Here is a 24512-nt window from a genome sequence, read left to right as displayed (position 1 = left end):
TGGGCGCCGGCCGCGGTCGCGGAAGGGACGGCGGGCTTGACGTGCCGGGACGCTCCGGCCGGTCGGGCCCCGGGCACCGGTCCGTATGATGCGCGGCAAGGACAGGGCGAGGACAACGAACGAGAGCGCCCGGCCCCGGACGCGGACCGGGCCGCCGCCTAGGGGGAAATCCGGATGAGTGACCACGCGCAGCCGCCTGCCGACCTCAGGGGCCGCTCGGTCGGCGGCGGCCGGTATCAGCTGCGCGACCTGCTCGGCACGGGCGGCATGGCCGCCGTGTACCTGGCCTGGGACACTGTCCTGGAACGGCACGTCGCGGTCAAGACCATGCACTCCGCGATGAGCCGCGAGGACGCCTTCCGCGAGCGGTTCAAGCGGGAGGCGCAGTCGGTCGCCAAGCTCGCGCACACCAACATCGTCTCCGTCTTCGACACGGGCGAGGACCGGGTGGACGAGGGCCCGGTGCCGTACATCGTCATGGAGTACGTCGAGGGCAAGCCGCTGCGCACGGATCTGGAGGAAGACGTCGCCCGGTACGGCGCGATGCCCGCCGACAAGGCGCTGCGCGTGACCTGCGACGTGCTGGCGGCACTGGAGATCAGCCACGAGGCGGGTCTGGTTCACCGGGACATCAAGCCGGGCAACGTCATGATCACCCGGCGCGGTGTGGTCAAGGTGATGGACTTCGGTATCGCGCGGGCGACCCAGTCCGGGGTGACCGCGATGACGCAGACCGGGATGGTCGTCGGCACGCCGCAGTACCTCTCGCCGGAGCAGGCGCTGGGCCGGGGCGTGGACGCGCGGTCCGATCTGTACTCGGTGGGCGTGATGCTCTTCGAGCTGCTCACCGGGCGGCTGCCGTTCGACGCGGAGTCGGCGCTCGCCTTGGCCTACGCGCACGTCCAGGAGGAGCCGCCGGCGGCGTCGTCGTTCAACGCGGCGGTCGCGCCGGCCATCGACGCGCTGGTGGCGCGGGCGCTGCGGAAGAACCCCAACGAGCGTTTCCCGTCCGCCCAGGCGTTCCGCGCGCAGTGCCTGGGGCTCGCGGACACCATGGCGCCGGGCGCGGTGGCGCCGCGGATCGTGCCGGGCGCGCCGCTGCCGGGCGGCAGTGGCGCGGGCGTGGCGCAGTCGGTGTTCCCCGAGTTCGGTGCCCCGGTCGCCTCGCCGTACGCGCCCACCCCGCCGGCCGGCGGCTATGGCTTCCCGCCGGGGCGGCCGACGGCGGTGCCCCCGTACGACCTGACGCCCGGCCAGGGCGCTTCGCACGGCGGGAGCGGCGGCGGTGGCGGTGGCGGTGGCGGTGGCGGTGGCGGTGGTGAGCGGAACAGCACGTTGATGGTGATGCTGGCGGCCGTGGTCGCGATCGCCGTGGTGGCGGCGGTGACGATAGTCGTGGTGCTCAGCAACGGAGACGGCGACGGCTCGCCGCAGGCGGACGGCGGCACGGAGACCGGCCGGTCGACCGAGCCGGAGGAGGAGAACGGCGGGGGCGACGACGAACGCCGCTACAAGGAGGGCGACCCGACGCGGACGATCGACTCCTCGCAGTGCGTGGGTGCCATGGACTACGGCGACCAGAACAACCACCCGGGCGCGGTGATGATGCCCGACTTCTACGACGTCCACATCGACAGCGTGAAGGAGTGCATACGCGACGCCGGCTGGAGCTACGAGGAGGAGCTGTTGTACAAGGACGAGGTCCTCAAGGGCGAGGGCATGGTCGTGGACCAGTCGCCCCGGGCCTACGGCCCGTACAACCCGGACGAGGACGGCCCGATCGTGCTGACCGTCTCGACGGGCTACGAGCCCCTGGAGCAATGAGGCGCGGCCTCAGTGCGCGACCGGGAAACCGGTCAGGATGCGCTCGGCGAGGTCCGTGTCACCCTCGATCTTCACCTTGTCGGCGATCTTCTTCGGCCGCACGCGCCCGCCGGCCAGCCGCACGAACGTCTCCCAGTCCGTCGTGAACGTGACGACCGGCCCGAGCGAAGGGGCGCTGTCCACCGTGCCCTTGCCGTTCTCGTCGACCCGGACCGTGCGCAGGAACTCGACCGGCCCGTGCACGTCGAACACGACCGCCGACTTCTTCGGCGCGCCCGCGCTCTCCGCGACCACCTTGGGCAGCCGCTGGAGCAGCACGTCGCGGGCGGTGAGCGCGGCGGCGCTGTCGAGGTCGCCGGGGCGGCGCAGCGCGCGGCGGAGGTCCTGCTCGTGGGCCCAGACGTCGAAGACCCGCATTTCGAGGAAGTCGGCCAGCGGCATCTTGCCGTAGAGCGGGTAGGAGATGATGTCCTCGGGTCCGCGGCGCTCGTTCCGCAGCTGGCGGGCGCGGCGGATGATCGTGTACTCCAGCTCGCTGGTCATCTCCGGGCCGGTGTGGTGCCGGCGGACGTCGACCTGGACCTCCAGGTAGCGGGTGGTCTCGTCGACGACGTGGTAGAGGTCGCGCGGGAGGGTGTGGATCGGCCGCGGGTCGCCCAGCGCCTCGCACTCGCCGCCGATCACGTGGGAGACGACGTCCCGGACCGACCAGCCGGGGCACTCGGTGGGCCGGTTCCACTCGCCCTCCACGAGTGAGGAGACGAGCTCCGATATCGCCTCGATGGACTGGGTCCATGCGTCGATAGACGGTTGCAAGCTCGTGTGGACTGTCACGGGACCCCTCGTGGCGGTGCGTCGCTGGCTGGGTGTTCACACCGTACGCCGCGCGGGCGCGGCCGGTGAATGCTTTCTGGAGACGAATCCTAGGGGTCCGGCACGGCCGCCAGCCACCAGAGGGGCGGTGGCGGGACCGGACGGTTCCGCCGTGCGGTGCGGTGCCGCCCGGCCCCTGACCTTCAGGATTACGGCCGCGTTTCGCCGCGTGATGACGGGGCGTCGTCATACCCGCGATGGCCGCCGCCGACATGACGGTCGGTTCAACGGCCGGTAAGGAACGCGGTCATGGCGTTGGCGAGGAGGAACGGATCGGCGGCTCCGCACAGTTCCCGTGCGGAATGCATGGAGAGAATGGCGACGCCGACGTCGACCGTGGCGATGCCGTGACGGGCCGCGGTGATCGGTCCGATGGTGGTGCCGCAGGGCATGGCGTTGTTCGACACGAACGTCTGGTACGGCACTCCGGCGCGCTCGCAGGCCGTCGCGAAGACCGCCCGGCCGGTGCCGTCGGTGGCGTAGCGCTGGTTGACGTTGACCTTGAGGATGGGGCCGGCGCCCGCCATCGGGCGGTGCGTGGGGTCGTGCCGCTCGGCGTAGTTGGGGTGGACGGCGTGGCCGGTGTCGGAGGACAGGCAGAACGACCCGGCCAGGGCCCGCGCGCGGTCCTCGTAGCCGCCGCCGCGGGCGTTGACCGATCGTTTCAGCACGGTCCCCAGCAGCGGCCCCTGGGCGCCCGTGTCGGACTGGCTGCCGTTCTCCTCGTGGTCGAACGCGGCGAGCACCGGGATGTACGCCAGGTCCTGCCCGGCCACGGCGGCGAGCGCGGCCGTGGCGGCGTGCACGGACAGCAGGTTGTCCATCCGGGGGCCGGCCAGCAGCTCCCGGTCGCGGCCGAGGTACGCGGGCGGCTCGACGCTGTGCGCCATCAGGTCCCAGCCGACGACATCGCGCCCGGCCAGCCCGGCCTCGGCGGCGAGGAAGTCGATCAGCTCGCCCTCGCGCGGCGTGCCGATGCCCCAGATCGGCGTCATGTGCTGCTGCCGGTCCAGCTTCAGCCCCTCGTTGACCGCGCGGTCGAGGTGGACGGCGAGCTGCGGCACGCGCAGCAGCGGCCGGTCCACGTTGACCAGCACACTGGACCCGTCCCGCAGCGCGAGCCGCCCGGCGAGCCCGAGGTCGCGGTCGAGCCAGGTGTTGAGGAGGGTGCCGCCGTAGATTTCGACGGCGACCTGCTTCCAGCCCAGTCGCCCGGTGTCGGGGAGGGGCTTGACGCGCAGATTCGGCGAGTCGGTGTGCGCCCCGATGACCCGGAACGGCGTCGCGGCCGTGGCGCTCTCCGGCACATACCACGCGATGAGCGCCCCACCGCGCAGCACGAACTTCCCCCCGGCCACCCCGTCCCAGACCGCCCCCTCCGCGACCTGCCGGAACCCGGCCTTCTCCAGCCGCCCGGCGACGTTGGCCACCGCGTGGTAGGGCGATGGGGAGGCCGTGAGGAACCCCATGAGGTCATCGGCGTGCGAGCGGTCGAGGGGTGCAGTCATGGTCTCAGGATACGAACGGACGACCGCGGGGGTTCCCGCTGGGAACGCGGGCGGGTCCCGGTCCCATGGGCGGGGACCGGGACCCGGGGGGGCCGTCGGAGGCGGCGGGGCGTGGGTTAGAACGCCGCCTCGTCCAGCTCCATGAGGGACAGGTCCGTGTTCTCGGCGATCACGCGGGCCACGGCGACCTCGGGCAGCACGGAGGCCGCGAAGTGCCGGGCGGCGGCGAGCTTGCCCTCGTAGAACGGCTTGTCCTTCGGCGCCGCGTCCGCCAGCTTGGCGGCGGCCACGGAGGCGCCGCGCAGCAGCAGGTACCCGACGACGATGTCGCCGGCCGACATCAGGAAGGCCGTGGTGTTCAGGCCCACCTTGTAGAGGGACTTGACGTCCTTCTCGGTGCCGGCCAGGTCCGTGAGCAGGACGCCGACCGTGGCCTCCAGCTCGCCGACGGCGCGGGAGAGCTGGTCGCGGGCGCCGGCCAGCTCCTCGCCGCCGGGGGCCTCGGCGAGGAACTTCTTGATCTCCTCGGAGAGCGTGGTGAGGGCCTTGCCCTCGTTGCGCACGATCTTCCGGAAGAAGAAGTCCTGGCCCTGGATCGCCGTGGTGCCCTCGTAGAGGGTGTCGATCTTGGCGTCCCGGATGTACTGCTCGATCGGGTACTCCTGGAGGTACCCGGAGCCGCCCAGGGTCTGGAGGGACTGGGCGAGCTGCTCGTAGGACCGCTCCGAGCCGTAGCCCTTGACGATCGGCAGCAGCAGGTCGTTCATCGCGTCGAGGGCGGAGATGTCCTCGCCTGCGGCCTGCTTGACGATGATGTCGTCCTGGAGGCTGGCCGTGTAGAGCGCCAGGGTCCGCATGCCCTCCGCGTACGCCTTCTGCGTCATCAGCGAGCGGCGCACGTCGGGGTGGTGCGTGATGGTGACGCGCGGGGCGGTCTTGTCGGCGAACTGGGTGAGGTCGGCGCCCTGCACCCGCTCCTTCGCGTACTCCAGGGCGTTGAGGTAGCCGGTGGAGAGGGTGGCGATGGCCTTCGTGCCGACCATCATCCGCGCGAACTCGATGATCTTGAACATCTGGCGGATGCCGTCGTGCTTCTCGCCGAGCAGCCAGCCCCTGGCGGGGTGGTTCGCGCCGAAGGTCATCTCACAGGTGTTGGACGCCTTCAGGCCCATCTTGTGCTCGACGTTGGTGGCGTAGGCGCCGTTGCGCTCGCCCAGCTCACCGGTCTCCCAGTCGAAGTCGTACTTGGGGACGATGAACAGCGACAGGCCCTTGGTGCCCGGGCCGTGGCCCTCGGGGCGGGCGAGCACGAAGTGGATGATGTTCTCGGTGAGGTCCTGCTCGCCGGAGGTGATGAAGCGCTTGACACCCTGGATGTGCCAGGTGCCGTCCTCCTGGCGGATCGCCTTGGTGCGGCCCGCGCCGACGTCGGAGCCCGCGTCCGGCTCGGTGAGGACCATGGTGGCGCCCCAGCCCTTGTCCACCATGAGGTGCGCGATCTTCTGCTGCTCCTCGGTCGCCTCGTCGTAGAGGACGCGGCCGAAGGCCGGACCGCAGGCGTACATGTGGATCGCGGGGTTGGAGCCGAGCACCTGCTCGCCCATGGCCCACAGCAGCGAGCGGGGGGCGGTCAGGCCGCCGAGCTCCTCGCCGATGCCCAGGCGCCACCACTCGGCGTCCATGTAGGCGCGGTAGCTCTTCTTGAACGCCTCGGGCAGCGGCGCGGTGTTGGTCTCCGGGTCGAAGACGGGCGGGTTGCGGTCGGCCTCCGCGTAGGAGGCGGACAGCTCGTTCTCCGCCAGGCGGGCCAGCTCGGCCAGCATGGTCTTGGCGGTGTCGGCGTCCGTCTCGGTGAAGGGACCCGTTCCGTATACCGCGTCGCGGCCAAGGACCTCGAACAGGTTGAACTCGATGTCGCGGAGATTCGACTTGTAGTGCCCCATGGCGACGACTCCGTAGCAGGTTCCGGGAAGTGAAGTGACTCCCATGATGCTACCCACCGGTAATAAGAAGCAAGCCGTTGTGAGACATCTGTGGGCCCGCGATCAGTACGCTTGCTCACATGTACGGCTATGACCAGTCGGGCTATCCCGGCCAGCAGCCCTACGGGGCCCAGCAGCCCGCCGCAGCCGGATACGGCGGTCAGCAGCTCTATCCCGAGCACCAGCAACAGCAGCAGTCGGCGGCTCCTGCCGCGCCCCCCGCGCCCCCCTCGTTCACCGACGCGCTCCGGGCGTACACCTCGGGCGCGATGGCGAGCGAGGAATTCCACGACATCTTCCTGGGCGCCAAGATCTACTGCCCGCGTGGCGACAGCCCCGGCTTTCTGGCCCTGCACAACACCCAGCAGCCGGTGATCCCGCTCTTCACCTCGCTGAAGGAGCTGCGCAGGTACGCGGGCAAGGAGTCGCGGTACTTCACGGTCACCGGCGGCGAGGTCCTGGACCTGCTGCCGTCGGGGTACGGATTCGCGCTGGACATGGAGGGCGACCACCGGATCGTGATGGACGCCAAGGCCGTGGAGGAGATGGTCGACTACACGATGCGCCGGATGTACGGCTAGCCGCCGACCGTCGCCGACCGTCGCCGCGCGGAACGGGCGGAACGGGCGGACTGCCCCGGGGCGTCGCCGAGGAGCCGGGGAACAAACGCCGTCTCGACTGCCGTTTACGATTCAACTATCCTGTGCGCAGCCGACGAGGAGGCCCCCGATGCCCGCGATCACCGTCGAGAACCCGCTCACCCTTCCCCGCGTCACCACGCCCGCCCCCACCGCCGTCCCCCGGCCCGTGCGCGCGGTGGTCACCGCGCCGTCCGGGTTCGAGGGCGAGGGCTTCCCGGTCCGCCGCGCCTTCGCGGGGCTCGACTACCGGCACCTCGACCCGTTCATCATGATGGACCAGATGGGTGAGGTGGAGTACGCGCCCGGCGAGCCCAAGGGCACGCCGTGGCATCCGCACCGGGGCTTCGAGACCGTCACCTATCTCCTCGACGGCACCTTCGTGCACCAGGACTCCGTCGGCGGCGGCGGCGTCATCAACGACGGCGACACCCAGTGGATGACCGCCGGCTCCGGGCTGCTGCACATCGAGGCGCCGCCGGAGTCGCTCGTCGTCTCGGGCGGCCTCTTCCACGGCGTGCAGCTCTGGGTGAACCTCCCGGCGAAGGACAAGATGACCACCCCCCGCTACCAGGACATCGGCGGGAGCAACGTCCGTCTGCTCTCCACCGAGGACGGCGGCGCCCTGCTGCGGGTGATCGCGGGCGAGCTCGACGGCCACCAGGGGCCCGGCGTCACCTACACGCCGATCACCCTGATCCACGCGACGGTCGCGCCGGGCGCGGAGATCACGCTGCCTTGGCGCCCGGACTTCAACGCGCTGGGCTACGTACTGGCCGGCCGGGGCGGCGTCGGCTCCGACCGGCGCCCGGTCGAGCTCGGCCAGACCGTCGTCTTCGGCCCGGGGGACACGCTCACGGTCCGTGCCGACACGACCCAGGACGCGCGGACCCCGGAGCTGGAGATCCTGCTGCTCGGCGGCCTCCCGATCCGTGAGCCGATGGCGCACTACGGCCCGTTCGTCATGAACACCCACGTCGAGCTGGCCCAGGCGTTCGACGACTTCCAGGCCGGGCGCCTCGGCCGGATCCCGGCCGCCCGGACCTCCGACGCCTGACCCGATGCCTGATGCCCGACGCATGTCCCGTTCCCCAGGTCGTGTGGTCTGGCCCGCCGCGGGAGGCGGCTCCTCCCGCAGCTCGAACCAGATCGTCTTGCCGGCGCCCTGGGGGACCAGCCCCGGGCGTCGGCGAGCGACTGCGTCAGCGGCGGCCCCGCCCGGCTCGCCCGGCTCGACAGGCCGAGCGGCTCGGCGGGAGCGGCGTCCGTCGTGGCCACGCCGCGAACGTCGTCCCCTTCCCACACCCCGACCCCGGAGCCGGTCAGGACATCCTCGGTGCGCATGTTTTCTCACTGTATGTCCATGTTTCCGCGCGCGATGAGCAGGGCTGGGTCAGGGCGGTAGTCTGAGGCTCGACCACCACGAAACCGTGTCGACGACTTGGAAGTACGATGCATCGGTACCGGTCCCACACCTGCGGCGAGCTGCGCCCCGCGGACATCGGCAAGGATGTCCGGCTCTCGGGATGGCTGCACAACCGACGGAATCTGGGCGGCATCCTCTTCATCGATCTCCGTGACCACCACGGCGTCGTGCAGCTCGTCGTCCATCCCGAGACGCCCGGCGGCGAGGCGGTCGACGAGCGGCTCGGATCGCTCTCCAAGGAGACCGTCATCCGCGTGGACGGCCGGGTCGTCGGCCGGGGCGAGGAGAACATCAACGCCGAGCTGGCCACCGGCGAGATCGAGGTCGAGGTCGCCGAGGTCGAGGTGCTGGGCGCGGCCGACCCGCTCCCGTTCACCATCAACGCCGAGGACGGTGTCAACGAGGAACGCCGCCTCGAATACCGCTTCCTCGACCTGCGCCGCGAGCGGATGCACCGCAACATCATGCTGCGCTCGGCCGTCATCGGCGCCATCCGCCGGAAGATGACCGATCAGGGCTTCCTGGAGCTGGCCACCCCGATCCTGTCCGCCACCTCCCCCGAGGGCGCGCGCGACTTCCTGGTGCCGTCGCGGCTGCACCCCGGCGAGTTCTACGCGCTGCCCCAAGCGCCGCAGCAGTTCAAGCAGTTGCTGATGATCGCCGGCTTCGACCGGTACTTCCAGATCGCGCCCTGCTTCCGCGACGAGGACGCCCGGGCCGACCGTTCGCCCGGCGAGTTCTACCAGCTCGACATGGAGATGAGCTTCGTCGAGCAGGAGGACGTCTTTCAGGTCATCGAGAAGGTGATGACCGAGCTGTTCGAGGAGTTCGGCGGCGGACGGCACGTCACCTCGCCGTTCCCGCGCATCCCGTTCCGCGAGGCGATGCTCAAGTACGGGTCGGACAAGCCGGATCTGCGGGCCAAGCTGGAGCTGGCCGACGTCTCCGGCATCTTCGCCGACTCCGGCTTCAAGGCGTTCGCCGGCAAGCACGTGCGGGCGCTGGCGGTGCCGGACACGGCCGGGCAGCCGCGGCGGTTCTTCGACCAGCTCGGGGAGTTCGCCATCGAGCAGGGTGCCAAGGGCCTGGCCTGGGTGCGGGTCGGCGAGGACGGCACGCTGACCGGCCCGATCGCCAAGTTCCTCACCGAGGGCGACGTCGCCGCGCTGCTCGGCACGCTGGGCGCGGGGCCCGGCACCGCCGTGTTCTTCGGGGCCGGCGAATTCGACGAGGTCTCCCGGGTCATGGGCGCGGTCCGGGTGGAAGCCGCCCGCCGCGCCGGGCACTTCGAGGACAACGTCTTCCGCTTCTGCTGGATCGTGGACTTCCCGATGTTCGAGCGGAACGACGACACGGGCGCCGTCGAGTTCTCCCACAACCCGTTCTCCATGCCGCAGGGCGGCCTCGCCGCACTGGAGGGCAAGGACCCGCTGGACGTGCTCGCCTGGCAGTACGACATCGTGTGCAACGGCGTCGAGCTGTCCTCCGGTGCCATCAGGAACCACGAACCCGAGGTCATGTACAAGGCGTTCGAGATCGCCGGGTACAGCCGGGAGGACGTGGAGCGCGAATTCGGCGGCATGCTGCGAGCGTTCCGCTTCGGCGCCCCGCCGCACGGCGGGATCGCCCCGGGCGTCGATCGCATCGTGATGCTGCTGGCCGACGAGCCGAACATCCGCGAGACGATCGCCTTCCCGCTCAACGGCAACGCGCAGGACTTGCTGATGGGAGCCCCCGGCAGGGTGGACGAAAGCCGCCTGCGGGAGCTCCACATCAGCGTCCGGGACTCGGCCCGCCAGGCTACGTAGCCAGGCTGGCCCGCCAGGCCACGTAGCCAGGCCGGCTCCCGGTCGGTCCGCCGGTCCCGGTCAGCCCTCCGGCATGGCCGAGGAGTGGTGGTCGACGATCAGCCACTCCCCGGTGTGCTTGTCGCGCTCGTAGACGAACGTGTAGCGGGCGACGACGTCATACGGCACGCCGGTCTCCGGGTCGGTCAGGTGGAACGTGTAGCCGCCCGAGTCGACCGCCCCGTCCTGGCCGAGCAACTCCACATAGGACTCGTTGATCTCGCCGGACGGGTGCTGGAGGAGGAAGTGCTCGAAGTAGTCCACGATTCCGGCGTGATCGTGGCGGATCAGGTTGGAGAGGGTCGGCTCCAGCACGGCCTCCGGGGCGTAGCGGTCGGCGACCCGCTCGGGGTCGCCGGTCGCCAGCGCCTCGTTCCACTCGCCGAACAGGGCGCGGATCTCCTGCTTGGTCGGCCCGTGGCCATGGTGTCCGTCGGGGGTGAGGGCTTGGACGTTCGTCGTCACCGAGGTGATCAGAAGCCCGCTCACGGCCGCGGCCGTCGCCGTGCGGGCACGGATAAAGGTGCGCATGAGCACACGATCCCCGGCGCGGGTCAAACACCCGGCAAAGGAAAGCAAAGCGGGACGCGGGGTGGGGCAAGGGTCTCGTCAAGGCGAGTCAACCCCAGTCAAGTCCGCCTCGGTGACGGCGATTCGGGTGGCGATCTCAGAGATCGAACTCGGTCGGGGAGACCCCGAGCACCGTGCACACCTCGCGGATGACATGCTGCTCGGCCTGCGCGAAATAGCCGTCGGCGGCGGCGATGACGACGCCCATCTGGACCACCGCCCTGGCCTCCATCGGCTTCTTCCGCACCTTGGCGATCTCCTGCATGACCTCGGCCCGGCCGGACTGGAAGTTCGACGCGAGCTGGTCCGCGTGCTTGTTGAAGCGCTGGCGCAGCGAGTCCGGCGGGAAATTCTGGAGGACGTCGTTGCTCATGATCAACGACTCCACGCGCTGCCGCTCGGCGGCGTCGATCGTGCCGTCGGCGGCGGCGACCAGGGCGCACATCGCCATGCTGGCGTCCCGGAACGCACCGCTCTTCAGCTCCGCCTTCACCGCCGTGAGCTGCGTCTTGAGGGTGCTGACGAGCTGCGCCTTCGTCCCGCCGCCCGCGCCGTGCGAACGCGACCCGGGCGGATGACCGCCCCCACGCGACTGCAAACCCTTGGCCGAGTCCTTGATCCGGTCCCACATCGCCATGCAGTTGCTCCAGCTTCTCGCTCGTGTCTGTCTGTCCCCCGGTTGGTACCCCGGTAACGAGAACCGACCCGCGAGTGGTTCCTCGGCCGTCACGGCCGGTCACCGCAGCGTGCGGAGCCGTTGACTGTTCGCGACCACGGGGAGCCCGCACGATACCCCAGTGCGTCAACACGCCCACCCCGCCGATCACCGGCCCGTGGCCGCGCGTCCGGTGGAGAGCCGTGCCCCGGGTGGACCAAGCTGGCCGTCATGCACAGTGATCGCCGCAAACTGTCCGTGAACCGGGCCACCATCGCCCACAAGATCCGTTACGCCGCCCGCAATCCGGCCCGCGTCAAGCCCTACCTGCGGCGCCTGGGCCGCGACACCTGGCTGCGCCTGAAGCACCGTGACCACGTGGCGTACTACCGGGCGGTGATGGCCTCGGACGTCGGCGTGGACCCGGCGGCGGCGGTGGGCAGCCGCAGCCACGAACGCTGGCTGGCGCTGGGGCAGATGCAGTTCGACTACCTCAAGGGACACGGCCTGGAGCCTGGTCACCGCATGCTCGACATCGGCTGCGGCAACCTCCGCGCGGGCTGGCGGTTCATCGACTATCTCGACCCGGGCGGGTACTACGGCATCGACATCTCCCCCGACATCCTGATCAGCGCCAAGAAGACGCTGGTGGCGTTCGACCTCCAGCCCAAGCTGCCGTACCTGACCATCACGGGCGATCTCACGCTCGACTTCCTGCCCAGCGGCCACTTCGACGTCGTGCACGCGCACAGCGTCTTCTCGCACTCCCCGATCGAGGTGATCGACCAGTGCCTGGCCCACGTCGGCCGCGTGCTGGCGCCCGGCGGCTTCTTCGACTTCACCTTCGACCGCACCGAGGGCCGCGAACACCACGTGCTGCGGGAGGACTTCTACTACCGCACGGAAACGCTCGTCGCGCTGGCCGAACGCCACGGGCTGCGCGCCACGTTCATGCACGACTGGGAGAAGCTGCCGCACGGCCAGTCGAAGATCCGGGTGGTCACCGCCGACTGACCGCCGCCAACCGTCCGTTGACCGCGGACCGTTGACCGCCGTCCGTTGACCCCGTCCGTTGACCGCATGCCGGGACCGCATGCCGGGACCACCGGGCGGGGTATAGGTGCTCCTATGGGCCGACCTGAGGACGAGTGCGCGGGTCCGCACCGCCAGTGCCAGGCGTGCACGGGGCAGCGCGTCGAGTTCCGCGAGACGTTCTACGTCCCGGGCTCCGGGCGTGCCCAGGGCGTGGCCGCGCCGCACGACTGCTGGCACTGCAAGGGCCGTGGCTACGCCTGCCAGGCGTTTCCCCGCTGCACGCCACCGCACGAGTAGCCGCGTCCAGACGTGCCCGGCCATGTCTGGCGTCGGCCGGTGCGCCCGCTAGATCCGATCTCGCGACCGCTGGTCCTCGTCTCGCGCCCAAAGGGGTGACACACAGGACCGGCGGGACGATGAGTTCCGGCGGCCCCCGAGGTCTACCGGGGGAGTGGATCCGGGAGGAGAAGAGATGAGTGGGCGCAGCGGCGAACCGGCGATTGAGACCACCGGGCTCGTCAAGGCATTCGGTGAGAAGCGGGCGGTGGACGGCGTCGACCTGACGGTGCCCGCCGGCACGGTCTACGGGGTGCTCGGGCCGAACGGCGCGGGCAAGACCACCACGGTCAAGATGCTCGCCACCCTGCTCCGCCCGGACGGTGGCGAGGCGCGCGTGTTCGGGCTCGACGTCGTGCGCCAGGCGGACGCCGTGCGCGGCAGGGTGAGCCTGACCGGGCAGTACGCCTCGGTGGACGAGGACCTGACCGGCACGGAGAATCTGGTGCTGCTCGGACGCCTGCTCGGTCACCGCAAGGTGGCGGCCAGGGAGCGGGCGGCACAGCTCCTCGACGCCTTCGGGCTGTCCGAGGCGGCCGGGCGGCAGGTCAAGGCGTATTCGGGAGGCATGCGGCGGCGCCTCGACATCGCGGCCAGCATCCTCAACACCCCGGATCTGCTCTTCCTGGACGAGCCGACGACCGGGCTCGATCCGCGCAGTCGCAGCCAGGTGTGGGACATCGTGCGGGCCGTGGTCGCGCAGGGCACCACCGTGCTGCTGACGACGCAGTATCTGGACGAGGCCGACCAGCTGGCCGGGCGGATAGCCGTCATCGACCACGGCCGGGTGATAGCGGAGGGCACCCCGGGCGAGCTGAAGTCGTCGGTCGGCTCGGGCTCGATGCGTGTGCGGCTGCGGGACGGGCGGCGGCGCCCGGACGCCCAGCGGCTGCTCGCCGGGGTGCTGGAGGCGCCCGTGCAGCTGGAGGCCGATCCGGTGGCGCTGACCGCGCGGATCATGCCGGACGGCGGCACGGCGGGCCCGGCCGAGCTGGCCTCGCGGGCCCTCGCCGAGCTGGCCAGGGCCGGTATCACCGTCGACGACTTCTCGGTCGGGCAGCCCAGCCTGGACGAGGTGTTCCTGGCCCTGACCGAGAAGAAGGACGCGCAGCGCGACGCGCGGCGAGAGCTGAAGAAGGAGGCCATGGCATGACCACCGCGACGAAGGACACGACGGTCGCCGCCGAGGAAGCCGGCGACGACCACTACATCCCGGCCGCCGAGACCATCCAGGCCGTGCTGTCCCCCGGGCGGCGCCCGGCGCGGCCCAGCGCGCTGTCCGCCTCGATCACCTTCGGCTGGCGCGCGATGCTGAAGATCAAGCACGTGCCGGAGCAGCTTTTCGACGTCACCGTCTTCCCGATCATGATGACGCTGATGTTCACCTATCTGTTCGGGGGCGCGCTCGCCGGCTCCACCGGCGAGTATCTGCAGTATCTGCTGCCGGGCATCATGGTGATGAGCGTGGTCATGACCACGATGTACACGGGGGTCGCGGTCAACAACGACATCACGAAGGGCGTCTTCGACCGCTTCCGCACCCTGCCGGTGTGGCGGCCGGCCGCGATGGTCGGCTATCTGATGGGCGACGCCTTCCGCTACACCATGGCGTCCCTGGTGATCCTGGCCGTCGGCCTGATCATGGGGTACCGACCGGACGGCGGCGCCGTGGGTGTGGCCGGGGCCATCGCGCTGCTTGTGGTGTTCTCGTTCGCGTTCTCGTGGATATGGACGATGTTCGGACTGCTGCTGCGCTCGGAGAAGTCGGTGATGGGCGTCAGCATGATGGTGCTCTTCCCGCTGACCTTCCTGAGCAACATCCTGGTCGAGCCGGCGACCATGCCGGGCTGGCTGGAGGCGTTCGTGGACGTCAACCCGGTCACGCACCTGGTGGCGGCGGCGCGCGGCATGATGGACGGCAGCACGGACGTGGGCGAGATCGGCTGGGTGCTGGTGGCGAGCGCGGTGCTGATGGCCGTGTTCGGCTCGCTGACCATGCGCCTCTACAACCGGAAGTGAGCCTCGTCCGCTCGGCCGGGGCGATAGGCGCACATCGCTCCGGTGGTGACGGTGGCCCGCAGGTGGGCGGCCAGCTCGGGGTGCCGCTGGTCGAGGCGGCGGAGGGTGTCCCGGATGCGGGCGGTGACGGTCTTGCGGGCGCGTTCCGCCTCGTCGCCGAGGCGGCGGACACGGCCGCCCAGTCCGGCGGCGGCGCGCAGCTCGTCCAGCAGCGCGGCCCGTTCGCGGTCGAGCTCGGCGGCGCGGCCCTCGTCGCCGGCCTCCGCGGCCCGGTCGATCTCCGTGTCGAGCAGCTCCAGGTGCTTGCGGTACCGAGCCTTGGCCTCGTCGTCCAGCACCGGGTCGCCGCCGAGCCGCTGGACTCCCTCGGGGCTCAGCAGCCGCACGGCGGGGATGTCCGTGCCGGGGTGGCCGATCAGGGTGTGCAGGTCGCGCAGGCCCTTGGCGTCGGGCATGTGGACGGTGCGCCCGGCGTAGCCCAGGGTCCAGACAGTGCCGTCGAAGCGGAACTCGTCCGCCACGCGCCCGGGGCGCGTGGCGGACGCGCCGGGGGCCGGGGCGGGGGGACTGGCGGCCGAGGGGAGGGCGCGGGCGACGCGGCGCGCGATGTGGCGCATGCCCAGCTCGGCCGCCTCCCGGGCGACTTCGTTCAGCAGGGCCCGAGCGGCGTCCGCGTCGCCGGGCGCCGCCCGGGCGAGCAGCGCGGGCGCGAGGAGTGAGCGCGCCTCGACCGACCAGGTGCGCGCCCGCAGCCGGTCGGCGGCGCGGGCGGCGGCGGTGAAGCCGGCGACGGCCGCGTCCCAGCGCTCCTCGGCGGCCTCGACCACCGCCGACCAGAGCACCATCGGGCCGCTGATGTCGAAGCCGAACAGCGATACGGCCCACTGATCGGTGAACGGCGCGAGCGCGGTCCTGGCCCGTTCGCACAGCACCGGATCGCGGGACGCCGCCGCGGCCTGCGCCTGGAACCGCAGCCACAGCGCCTCGATGGAGGGCGGGTACCGCTCGCTCTCGGCGGCCTCCAGCATCCGCAGCACAGTCTCGGTGTCGCCCTTCTGGGCCGCCGTGATCCCTTCGATCAGCTCCGGGAAGGGGTAGTCCCGCCTGGTCAGCGACCGGTGCAGCTCGTCCAGCTCGGCGAACCGGCCCTGGGCCTGGAGCCAGGTCCAGTAGAGGTGGTGGTCGTACTGCTCGTACTCCTGGGCGTGTTCGTGGTCGACGCCCATCGCGCGCACGCTCTCCCGGTGCGCCTCGGCGTCCGCGAAGCGGCCCTGGAGGACGGCGATGATGCCCTGGTCGATGGCGGAGGAGAGGCGGTAGCGCGGCAGCCCCAGCCGGTCCACCATGGCGACGAACTCGCCGAGCTGATCGATGTAACGCGGGTCGCCCTGTTCGAGCAGCGCGACCCAGCGCAGCGACGCGGCGAAGTGCTCCAGCTCGTGGTCGCCCCTGCGTCGGGCCAGCGAGATCATCTCGCCGGTGAGCGCCTCGCGTTCGGCGGCCGTGCCGAGTCCCCAGATCACATCGTGGCGGGCCCAGAGACTGAACGCGAGCGCGTCGTCGTCCTGGCCGCGCCGGGCCAGCACAGCGGTTCGGACGGTGAGTTCGCGGGCGAGGCGTTCCACGGCGGCCGGGTCGTCGGGCGGCAGGGCGGCCTGAGCCGGATCGGTACGGCCGCCCAGCCGGTGGTGGGCCTCGCGGAGCAGCTCGGTCTTGAGCGTGCTCAGGCCGCCCTGGTGGCGGGCGCCCTCGGCACGGAACAACGAGAGCGCCACCCGGGCCAGCAGCTCGGCGTCGTCCAGCGCGCGAGCCTCGGCCACGGCCTCCAGGAAGATCCGGGTGCCCTCCTCCCGGGCCCGCGCGTGCCACAGCTCGTGGGCGAACTCCAGGCCGATCAGGATCCGTCGGCGGGGATCGACGGCGGCGGCCAGCTCGTAGGCACGGCGGTGATGGCCGATCGCCTCCTCGAACGCCATCCGCCCGATCGCGTCGTCCACGGCGGCCCGCAGCACCTCCAGGGCGCGGACCGGATCGACCTCGGCCCCGGCCAGGTGGGCGTGGCGGGCCAGGTCGGCCGGCGGGACCCGGTCCGCGAGCGCCGGGGAGTCGTCCAGGGCCCGGACCACGGCGGCGTGCCGACGGCGCAGCTCGTCCTCGCCCAGCGCGTTGTAGAGCGTCTCGCGCACCAGGTCGTGCGCGAAGGCGAACCGGCCGCCGCCGCGCTGCGTGACCAGGCGGGCGGCCACCGCGTGCCCGAGTAGCCCGTCCACCTCGGCGGCCGGTGCCCCGGCGGCGGCGCTCAGCACCCGCCGGTGGAACTCGCGGCCGAGCACGGCCGCGCGGGTCAGCAGCCACACCACCCGTTCCGGCAGCAGGCCGAGCCGCCGCCGGACCGCGTCGCCCACGCCCGGCGGGATGGTGGTGACCGCGCCGCCGCTGTGCCAGAGGCGGGCGGTCTGTTCCACGAAGAACGGGTTCCCGCCGGTGCGCCGATGCACCTCGGCGACCAGGCCCGGCTCCGGCACGCGGCCGACGGTGCGGGTCATCAGCGCGCCGACCTCGTCCGCCGAGAGACCGGCCAGCGCCAGCGTGGTGGCCCGCGCCACCAGCGGAGTCATCAGCGGACGCAGCGGGTGGTCGGCCGGCTCGACCTCGGCGTCACGGTAGGTGCCGACGAGCAGCAGCCGTTCGAACCACGTGTGCTGGGCGACGAAGTGGAGCAGCCGCAGGGACGCGGTGTCGGCCCAGTGCAGGTCGTCCAGCACCACGACCACCGGCCGCTGCTGGGACGCCGTGACCAGGGCCGTCGTCACCGCGTCGGACAGCTCGAAGCCGCCGGCCTCGCCCTGCGGGCCGCTCTCCCCGAGCAGCGGGCCCAGCTCGTCGGCCACCGCCTCCCGGACCGTCGCCCACTCCGCGGCGCGGGCCGAGCGGCGCAGTGCGCGGACGACCTGCACCCACGGCCAGTACCCGGGGGCGTTCTCCGAGTCCCAGCAGGAGCCGCTGAGCACCAGGGCCCCCAGCGCCCTCGCCTCTTCGGCCGCGCCCGTGACGAGCGCGGTCTTGCCGATGCCGGGCTCCCCCGCGACCAGCACCAGGCCGCCGTGACTGGCCGCGGCCCGGGTGATCTCGGTACGTAGCATCCCTGCGGCGTGCTCCCGGCCGATGAGGTCCTCGAACACCTGTGCCTTCTGATCTTCCGTGGGTCTGGATGCTGTACGAGGATGACACAACGCGCCCTTCCGCCCCGCGCGTTGTCGCGGACGCCTATGTCGGTACCCTGGCCGACCTCGATCCGCTGGTGGGGACCCGGCTGGGCATCCGGCCGGGCGTCGACGCGCTGCCGGACTTCTCGCCGGACGGGCAGGAGGCCCTCGCCGGGGCGCGAGGCGGCCCGCGCGGCGGCGGGCGGGGCGTTCGACCTGAAGTCCTGGCACATGGCGGCCCTGTCACTGGGCTCGCCGGGCCTGGACGACCTGGCGAAGGAGCTCGCGACACTCCGCTGACCCGGGGGAATCTCGTTGTTCTCGGAGGGGGCCGCGCGGAGACTGGGGCGGTGATCATCAGACGTGAGGTTCCCGGGGATCATGCCGCTGTCCGTGACGTCACCGCCGCCGCCTTCGGCAAGGCGGACGGGGCGGTGCCGGTCGAGGCGGTGCTGCTGGACGAGTTGCGTGAGTGCGAGGGGTGGCTGCCCGCGCTGTCGCTCGTCGCCGTCGCGGGGGAGGATGTCGTCGGGCACGTGGTCTGCACGCGCGGCCACGTCGGGGAGCGGGCGGCCGTGGGGCTGGGACCGCTCAGCGTGCGGCCCGGACACCAGCGGCGCGGGGTGGGGCTCGCGCTGGTGCACGCCGTCCTCGGGGCGGCGGACGCGCTGGGGGAGCCGTTCGTCGCGCTGCTCGGCAGCCCGGCGTACTACGGCAGGTTCGGCTTCGGGGCCGCCGCCGGGTACGGCATCGAGGCGCCCGACCCCGCCTGGGGCCCGTACTTCCAGGTGCGCCCGCTGACCGCCCACGATCCGGCGGCGCGCGGGATCTTCCGCTACGCCGAGCCGTTCGACCGGGTCTGACCGGCGCCCCTGACCTCCAGGTGGTCCAGCAGGTGCTGGGTGGCGGCCGTCACCGCCGCCACCGCCTCCTCGAACACCGCGCGGTTGTGCGCCGCCGGCGCCCTGAAGCCGCTCACCTTGCGCACGTACTGGAGGGCCGCCGCGCGGATGTCCTCGTCGGACACGTCGGTCGTCGCGGGCGGGCGGAGTGTCTTGATGCTGCGGCACATGCCTCCAGTCTGCCCGCTGCCGTGACTCCGCGACCCGTGGGGGCGGTGTGGGACGGCCTGGGGGCGGCGGGGGAGGGCGGGGCGGCGTGGACAAGACGCCCGCCGCACGGTGAACATGGGAGCAGGGCCGCCCCACTCAGTGGGGTGGGGGAGCGGGGAGGGCACTGGTCATGTCCCGAGCGGACCGGCTGGCGGAGATCCGGAGGTTCGGGCCTCGCCATCTCGCGTCGTACGCGCTGTTCAACCAGGCCGTGGCCGACCATCTGGGCCTGCATCCCACCGATGTGCAGTGCCTGCGGCTGATCTCGATGGAGCCCGGGCCGTTCACCACGCGCCGGGTCGCCGAAGTGACCGGCGTCACCAGCAGCGCCGCGAGCCGTCTCCTCGACCGGCTGGAGCGCGCCGGCTATCTGACCCGGCGGCGCGACGAGCACGACCGGCGGCGGACGCTGGTCAGCCTGGTCCCGGAGGCGGAGCGGCGGCTTGAGTCGCTCTGGGACTATCTGGGCGAGGCGTTCGAGGCCCGGTTCGAGGACAACTCCGACGAGGAGCTGGCCGTCGTCGTCGAGTACATGCGGCGCAGCATCGAGCTGGCGAACCTCCAGATCGAGCGGCTGCGCGGGCTGGCGCCCGGCTGAGCGGTCAGGCGCGACGCGGTCCGTCCAGCGTCACGGCCAGCGTCACGGCCAGCAGCCGGTCGGCCCGCTCGCGCGGCACCTGACCGCGCGGCCGACGGAAAGCCACACCCGGGATCCCTGGGGGGCAGCCCACCCCGCGCATCCCGGCTCGGCCCGTTCCGACAAGGTGGGACGGGGAGACTGATCGGTCAGCGCGCCAGTGCCTCGGCCAGCTCCGCGACCGGCAGTGAGCCGGGCGGGCGGCCGCGGCGGGCGAAGTCGTCGGCCTGCCGCTGGAGCAGCTCGTTGACCGGCGTCGCCACCCCGTGGGTCCGGCCGAGCAGCACGATCTCGCCGTTGAGGTAGTCGGCCTCGATCGAGCCCGTGCCCCGGCGCAGGCTCTGCCACGAGGAGCCGCCACCCCGCTCGGCGCCCCCCACCGGCCGTGGCTCCAGCCGGTCGCCGCGCGCCTCGGCCTGCTCGGCCTCCGAGGCGTGCGCGATCCCGGCCGCCGCGAGCACGGCGACGCCCTCCGCGCGGGCCCGCGCCAGCAGATCGGTCAGCGGCGGCTGCCGGATCGGGCCGCAGAGCGCCTCGATGGCGTTGCCCAGGTTCGCCAGCAGCTTGGCGTACTTCCACCGCATCACGTCCGGCACCACGGGCGCCAGGAAACGGGACCTCTCCAGATCGAGGGCGACCCGGCGGGCCGTGTCGTCCACACCGCCGGGGAAGCGGCCGAGGTGCAGCATCCCGGTCAACGGCGCGGCGGACGCGGTGACCTGACCCGGCTCCAGGAACTGCGCGGGCAGCCACACGCAGACGCCGTACACCCGGCGGAACCGCCGCAGCGCGAGCGTCTCGTTGACCACGCCGTTCTGCGCGGTCAGCACGGGCAGCGACTCGCCGGCCGTGCCGCCTCGCGCCACCGGGCGGGCCGCCCAGACGTCCAGGGCGGCCACGCTGTCCTGCGACTTGACGGCGAGCACCAGCACGTCGTCGCGGCGGAGGTGGACCTCGTCCGGACCCTCCGCCACCGGGATCGGCAAGGTCAGTGACCGGCCGGGGGTGTTGAGCCGCAGCCCGCTCTCCCGCAGCGCCCGCCCGTGCGCGCCGCGGGCCACGAGAACGACGTCGTGTCCGCTCTCGTGCAGCCGCCCGCCTATCGCTCCGCCGACCGCCCCTGCTCCGATGATGATGTAGCGCATGGGGGCATTGTCGCTCGCGTGTTCGCCCCCCGGCCGGGTGGCCTGGTCACCCGGCCCACCCGATCACCAGTAGACGACGACCTTGTCGCCCTCGTGCACCGCGTCGAAGAGCTGGGCGATGGCGGCCTCGTCCCGCACGTTCACACAGCCGTGGGACGCGCCGTTGTACCCGTTGGCCGCGAAGTCCTGCGAGTAGTGCACGGCCTGGCCGCCGTCGAAGAACATCGCGTACGGCATCGGCGAGTCGTACAGCGTCGAGTGGTGGTTGCGCGACTTCCAGTACACCTCGAACTCGCCCTCGCGGGTGGGCGTCTCCGCGGCGCCGAACCGCACGTCCACCGTCATCCGCACCTCGCCGTCGATCACCCACGACAGCGTGCTGGAAGTCTTGGAGACGCAGAGCACCCGGCCGGTCATGCAGCGCTCGTCCAGGTCCTGGGCGGGCTCCACGTCCGGGATCTCCACCGGCGGGAACATCTCCTCCTCGGTGGGCGTCTCGGTCTCGTCCGTGAGCGCCGCCCACGTCGGCTCGAAGACCGTGCCGGTGGCCTCGATCCCGGCCGACTCCTGGTATGCCCGGACGGCGGCGGTGGTGACGTCCCCGTAGTACCCCGTGGGGTTCTCGTCGAAGTGGCCGAGCTGCTTCAGCCGCGCCTGGAGCTCGCGCACCTGCTCCGAGTTGTCCCCGTAGCCCAGCACCTGCTGCGGCGGGTGCAGCTCCTCCTCGGTGGGCGTCTCGGTCTCGTCCGTGAGCGCCGCCCACGTCGACTCGTAGACCGTGCCCGAGACTTCGAGCCCCGCCTCCCGCTGGTACTCCGAGACGGCGCCGAGCGTCACATCCCCGTAGAAACCGGTGGGCTGGGCCACGAAGTGGCCGAGCTGCTCCAGCCGGGCCTGGAGCTCGCGCACCTGGTCCGACTCGTCGCCGAAGCCGAGAACGACCTCCTCGGCCGGCTCCTCGGTCTCCTCGTCCTCGCCGCCCTCGGAGTCATCCGGGCCGGGCGACTCCTCCTGCGTGGACTCCTCGCTCGACGGCTGATCGGACGCCTCCTGCCCCTCGGCGGAACAACCGGTCAGCAGCAAGGCACTTGTGGCGAGCGCCGCGGCGGCGGAGAGGACGGACTTTCGAAAGAGTGCGGCGCGCATCACGGTTCCCCCTGGAGTTACTGGGCCTCATAGGACCTCATAGGACCTCATAGGTGAAGATGCGCGAACCACCTTGTTTGTTGCGCCCTCTGCCATAACAATGCGGCCACGGAGAGGCGACCAAACCGTCAGCGCGGCAGCGCGCGGACCTCGTTGACCGAGTCGGCGTCGGCGGGCGTCTTGTCCTCCCGGTGCGCACGACGTGGCGCGACAGCCGCCGGCAGCATCGGTCCATGGTCACCCCGCGGACCGGGGTCCGCGGCGCGGCCTCACCCGCCGTCCGTCTCCAGCGCGGCCGGTCCGCCGTCGAGCAGCACCTCGACGCCGTCCTCGGTGACCTCGACGGAGGTCGCCTCCAGCGCCAGCGGGTACTCCTCGTGCTCGGTGGGGTCGGACAGCGTCTCCGCCACCCGCTCGACCAGGTCGCCCGGCACCGCCATCCCCAGGAACGACGCCTCCGTCACCTCGAACGCGACGCGGCCCTCCCGCAACGCGGGCTTCACGGCCACCTGGCCCAGCCCGCCGCCGATGTCCAGCACCACGGTGCCGGAGGCCGGGTCCGCGCGGGCGGCGCCGACCGTCAGCCCGCCACCGCCACCGCCACCGCCACCGCCGCTGTCCGCCCGGCCGGCCAGCGCGGGCAGCGACTCGGTGGGCACCAGGACCTCGGCGTGGGTGGCGGCCACCGTGCCGCCGCTGCCTGAGCCGAGCCCGTCCAGGCGCACGTCGTTCAGCCGGACCCGGACCGAGGCGTCGGTCACCCGGCCGATCCTGGCGTGGTCGCCGCGCATCTCGATCCAGTCCAGGTGCCGCCCGGCGAGGGAGCCCAGCGCGAGTCCGTCGCCGGTCTTCACCTCGACCTCGCCGTCCAGGCTCCGGCCGGCCGCCTCGGAGATGCGTCCGTGCACCACCGCGCGGGCCGCCACCTCGGCCGCCACGGTGAGCCCGGTCACCACGGCCGCGACGATCAGGGCGATCCGGACCCCGCGCCGCCGCAGGGCCCGGCGCGGCAGGGCCATGAACGCGCTCACATCCCACTCCCTCCGTGGTCGCACCGGGGCGGCCACCGGTCGCTCCCGCTCGATTGTTCACCACGTCCGACGGCCCTCCCGCACCGCTCCCGGTCCGGGTACTGTGCGAGAGGCACCTGGATGAGGCCCCGTGGGCACCGCTGGGCCGCCCGGAGTTCACTGTGTGGACGCCTTCCGGCGGCGGGCCGTTTTCACCGAGCGGCTAATAGTTCACGGGCAGCGGATTCCGGAGCCAGGTCCGGCGCCTGTGGCATCAGCCCTGCCGTGACGGACGGCACCACACCACCGAACCAGCGATCGGAATCATGCTCCCCAAGACCGAACCCGCATCCGCCGAACCCGCATCCGCGCCCGCGCCCGCGCCCGCGCCCGACGCGACGGCACCGGCACCGTCGCCGCTACCGGACCAGAGCGTCCCCGCCCCGATTCCCGCGCCGCGCTCCACCCCGGAGAACGAGCACCGGTACGACATCGACGTGATGCGACTGGTCGCCTCCTGCGCCGTCATCCTGGGCCACGTCTCCGCTACCTTCCTCACGGCCGTGGACCGCGAGGAGTCCAACGGACGCTCGGCGTACTGGATCGGGCACATCGGCGACGCGATCAACCAGTTCGCGGTGCCGATGTTCTTCGCCATGGCGGGCTGGGCCGTGCTGATGGGCGCGCCGCCGAGGAACAGCTCGCGGATGTGGCAGCGGATCAGGCGCAACGGAGTGCCGCTGTTCGTCTGGACCGGCGCCTACCTCGTCTGGACCTGGCTGCGGGACCGCAACGACAAGCCGATGACCGACCTCTCCGTGGACGCGCTCTTCGGCACGGTGCAGCCCGCGTACCACCTCTGGTTCCTGTACGCGTACATCCCGATCATCATGGCGCTCGCCTTCATCACGCTCATCCGGGTCGGCCAGCGTCCCTGGAGCCTGGGCATCGCCCTGGTGGCGATCGCGGGCCTGCCGCAGGCGCTCCCGACGATCGGCGAGGTCACCGGCTGGCAGCCGCCGCCCGTCACCTGGAGCTTCGGGACATACTCGGTGGTCTACGCGGCGGCCGGCGCGCTGCTGTTCTCCCTGCCCGGCGGGCTGTCGCCGCGCTACCGCAAGCTGATGGTGCCGCTGTTCCTGCTGAGCGCGGTGGGCGTCCTGTGGTACGACACACAGATCCACTACCCGATCGCGAACGCGCACCCGTTCACCGCCGTCATGACGGGCGCTCTGCTGCTGGGGGTCAGCCGGATCCGCGTCCCGGAGCGGTGGCGCCCGAACCTCGGCAAGCTGGCCGCCGCGGCGATGGGGGCGTACATGGTGCACGTCTTCCTCGTTGAGGAGATCGTGATGCGGATCGTCACCGAGGACGTCGGCCCGGTCGACGGGAGCCTGCTGCTGATCGCCATGGTGCTGATGACCTGCGTGCTGTCCTACGGGGCCAGCCTGCTGTGGGGCCGCCTCGGCCTGCGGCGCTTCTTGGGTTGATCCGAGGCAGCCTCGGTTCATCCGAGCAGCCTCGGTTGATCGGTGCGGCCTGG

At 71.8% G+C, this 24512-nt stretch carries 21 protein-coding genes; 11 read left to right on the top strand and 10 right to left on the bottom strand.

The features are described 5' to 3' along the window. Nucleotides 1–174 precede the first annotated feature (174 nt). Nucleotides 175–1824 carry a Stk1 family PASTA domain-containing Ser/Thr kinase gene (locus OIE51_RS13920; RefSeq protein ID WP_326597974.1) on the top strand — a complete coding sequence of 550 codons (1650 nt, stop codon included), beginning with the start codon at nt 175–177 and terminating at the stop codon, nt 1822–1824. A gap of 9 nt (nt 1825–1833) precedes the next feature. On the opposite strand, the gene OIE51_RS13915 is transcribed toward OIE51_RS13920, so the two are convergent. From OIE51_RS13915 to OIE51_RS13905, 3 genes are all read right to left on the bottom strand, one after another. Next, nucleotides 1834–2658, bottom strand: coding sequence for a maleylpyruvate isomerase family mycothiol-dependent enzyme (locus tag OIE51_RS13915; RefSeq protein WP_326597973.1), 825 nt, complete (start codon nt 2656–2658; stop codon nt 1834–1836). A gap of 263 nt (nt 2659–2921) precedes the next feature. Then, nucleotides 2922–4205 carry a M18 family aminopeptidase gene (locus tag OIE51_RS13910; RefSeq protein ID WP_326597972.1) on the bottom strand — a complete coding sequence of 428 codons (1284 nt, stop codon included), beginning with the start codon at nt 4203–4205 and terminating at the stop codon, nt 2922–2924. 116 nt (nt 4206–4321) lie between these two features. Beyond that, complete coding sequence (locus OIE51_RS13905) at nt 4322–6148, bottom strand: acyl-CoA dehydrogenase (RefSeq protein WP_326597971.1); 1827 nt, start codon at nt 6146–6148, stop codon at nt 4322–4324. A gap of 119 nt (nt 6149–6267) precedes the next feature. On the opposite strand from OIE51_RS13905, the gene OIE51_RS13900 reads away from it, so the two are divergent. The 3 genes from OIE51_RS13900 (at nt 6268) to aspS (ending at nt 10059) form a co-directional block, all read left to right on the top strand. Beyond that, on the top strand, nt 6268–6768 hold the full coding sequence (locus OIE51_RS13900) for an SseB family protein (RefSeq protein WP_326597970.1): 501 nt from the start codon (nt 6268–6270) through the stop codon (nt 6766–6768). Between the two features lie 148 nt (nt 6769–6916). Continuing rightward, the gene (locus tag OIE51_RS13895; protein WP_326597969.1) at nt 6917–7882 is read left to right on the top strand and encodes a pirin family protein; all 966 of its coding nucleotides are present in this window, start codon (nt 6917–6919) and stop codon (nt 7880–7882) included. A gap of 395 nt (nt 7883–8277) precedes the next feature. Beyond that, nucleotides 8278–10059 (top strand): aspartate--tRNA ligase, encoded by a 1782-nt coding sequence (aspS, locus tag OIE51_RS13890; protein WP_326597968.1) that lies wholly within the window; start codon nt 8278–8280, stop codon nt 10057–10059. A 60-nt stretch (nt 10060–10119) separates the two neighbouring features. Here aspS and OIE51_RS13885 read toward each other — a convergent pair whose 3' ends face one another. Next, on the bottom strand, nt 10120–10629 hold the full coding sequence (locus tag OIE51_RS13885) for an SgcJ/EcaC family oxidoreductase (RefSeq protein WP_326597967.1): 510 nt from the start codon (nt 10627–10629) through the stop codon (nt 10120–10122). A gap of 136 nt (nt 10630–10765) precedes the next feature. Next, on the bottom strand, nt 10766–11305 hold the full coding sequence (locus tag OIE51_RS13880; protein WP_326597966.1) for a tellurite resistance TerB family protein: 540 nt from the start codon (nt 11303–11305) through the stop codon (nt 10766–10768). 249 nt (nt 11306–11554) lie between these two features. Between OIE51_RS13880 and OIE51_RS13875 the strand changes: the two genes are divergently transcribed. The 4 genes from OIE51_RS13875 (at nt 11555) to OIE51_RS13860 (ending at nt 14713) form a co-directional block, all read left to right on the top strand. Further along, nucleotides 11555–12337 carry a class I SAM-dependent methyltransferase gene (locus OIE51_RS13875; protein ID WP_326597965.1) on the top strand — a complete coding sequence of 261 codons (783 nt, stop codon included), beginning with the start codon at nt 11555–11557 and terminating at the stop codon, nt 12335–12337. Nucleotides 12338–12451: 114 nt separating this feature from the next. Next, nucleotides 12452–12655 (top strand): hypothetical protein, encoded by a 204-nt coding sequence (locus OIE51_RS13870; protein ID WP_326597964.1) that lies wholly within the window; start codon nt 12452–12454, stop codon nt 12653–12655. 175 nt (nt 12656–12830) lie between these two features. Then, on the top strand, nt 12831–13847 hold the full coding sequence (locus OIE51_RS13865) for an ATP-binding cassette domain-containing protein (protein ID WP_326597963.1): 1017 nt from the start codon (nt 12831–12833) through the stop codon (nt 13845–13847). Next, nucleotides 13844–14713, top strand: a complete 870-nt coding sequence (locus tag OIE51_RS13860) for an ABC transporter permease (protein WP_326597962.1) — start codon at nt 13844–13846, stop codon at nt 14711–14713. Before OIE51_RS13865 ends, OIE51_RS13860 begins: the two co-directional genes overlap by 4 nt. On the opposite strand, the gene OIE51_RS13855 is transcribed toward OIE51_RS13860, so the two are convergent. Beyond that, nucleotides 14698–17895 carry an ATP-binding protein gene (locus OIE51_RS13855; RefSeq protein ID WP_326597961.1) on the bottom strand — a complete coding sequence of 1066 codons (3198 nt, stop codon included), beginning with the start codon at nt 17893–17895 and terminating at the stop codon, nt 14698–14700. The genes OIE51_RS13860 and OIE51_RS13855 overlap by 16 nt on opposite strands. A 374-nt stretch (nt 17896–18269) precedes the next feature. On the opposite strand from OIE51_RS13855, the gene OIE51_RS13850 reads away from it, so the two are divergent. Continuing rightward, entirely contained in the window at nt 18270–18782 is a 513-nt protein-coding gene (locus OIE51_RS13850; protein ID WP_326597960.1) for a GNAT family N-acetyltransferase, read from the top strand. On the opposite strand, the gene OIE51_RS13845 is transcribed toward OIE51_RS13850, so the two are convergent. Next, on the bottom strand, nt 18755–18991 hold the full coding sequence (locus OIE51_RS13845) for a DUF2277 domain-containing protein (RefSeq protein ID WP_326597959.1): 237 nt from the start codon (nt 18989–18991) through the stop codon (nt 18755–18757). The genes OIE51_RS13850 and OIE51_RS13845 overlap by 28 nt on opposite strands. 170 nt (nt 18992–19161) lie before the next feature. Between OIE51_RS13845 and OIE51_RS13840 the strand changes: the two genes are divergently transcribed. After that, complete coding sequence (locus OIE51_RS13840) at nt 19162–19629, top strand: MarR family winged helix-turn-helix transcriptional regulator (RefSeq protein ID WP_326597958.1); 468 nt, start codon at nt 19162–19164, stop codon at nt 19627–19629. Nucleotides 19630–19817: 188 nt separating this feature from the next. Here OIE51_RS13840 and OIE51_RS13835 read toward each other — a convergent pair whose 3' ends face one another. From OIE51_RS13835 to OIE51_RS13825, 3 genes are all read right to left on the bottom strand, one after another. Beyond that, a complete protein-coding gene (locus tag OIE51_RS13835; RefSeq protein ID WP_326597957.1) occupies nt 19818–20813 on the bottom strand; it encodes a ketopantoate reductase family protein in 996 nt (331 codons plus the stop codon). A gap of 63 nt (nt 20814–20876) precedes the next feature. Then, entirely contained in the window at nt 20877–21959 is a 1083-nt protein-coding gene (locus OIE51_RS13830; RefSeq protein WP_326597956.1) for a L,D-transpeptidase family protein, read from the bottom strand. Nucleotides 21960–22228: 269 nt separating this feature from the next. Continuing rightward, on the bottom strand, nt 22229–22990 hold the full coding sequence (locus tag OIE51_RS13825; RefSeq protein WP_326597955.1) for an LmeA family phospholipid-binding protein: 762 nt from the start codon (nt 22988–22990) through the stop codon (nt 22229–22231). Nucleotides 22991–23295: 305 nt separating this feature from the next. Here OIE51_RS13825 and OIE51_RS13820 point away from each other — a divergent pair, with 305 nt between their 5' ends. Beyond that, nucleotides 23296–24459 carry an acyltransferase gene (locus OIE51_RS13820; protein ID WP_326597954.1) on the top strand — a complete coding sequence of 388 codons (1164 nt, stop codon included), beginning with the start codon at nt 23296–23298 and terminating at the stop codon, nt 24457–24459. Nucleotides 24460–24512 lie beyond the last annotated feature (53 nt).

The sequence above is a fragment of the Streptomyces sp. NBC_01803 genome (genome assembly GCF_035917415.1).
Classification (GTDB): Bacteria; Actinomycetota; Actinomycetes; order Streptomycetales; family Streptomycetaceae; genus Streptomyces.
The sequence above is the reverse complement of the archived record's forward strand: the minus strand, read 5'-3'. Positions and strand labels throughout refer to the sequence as shown.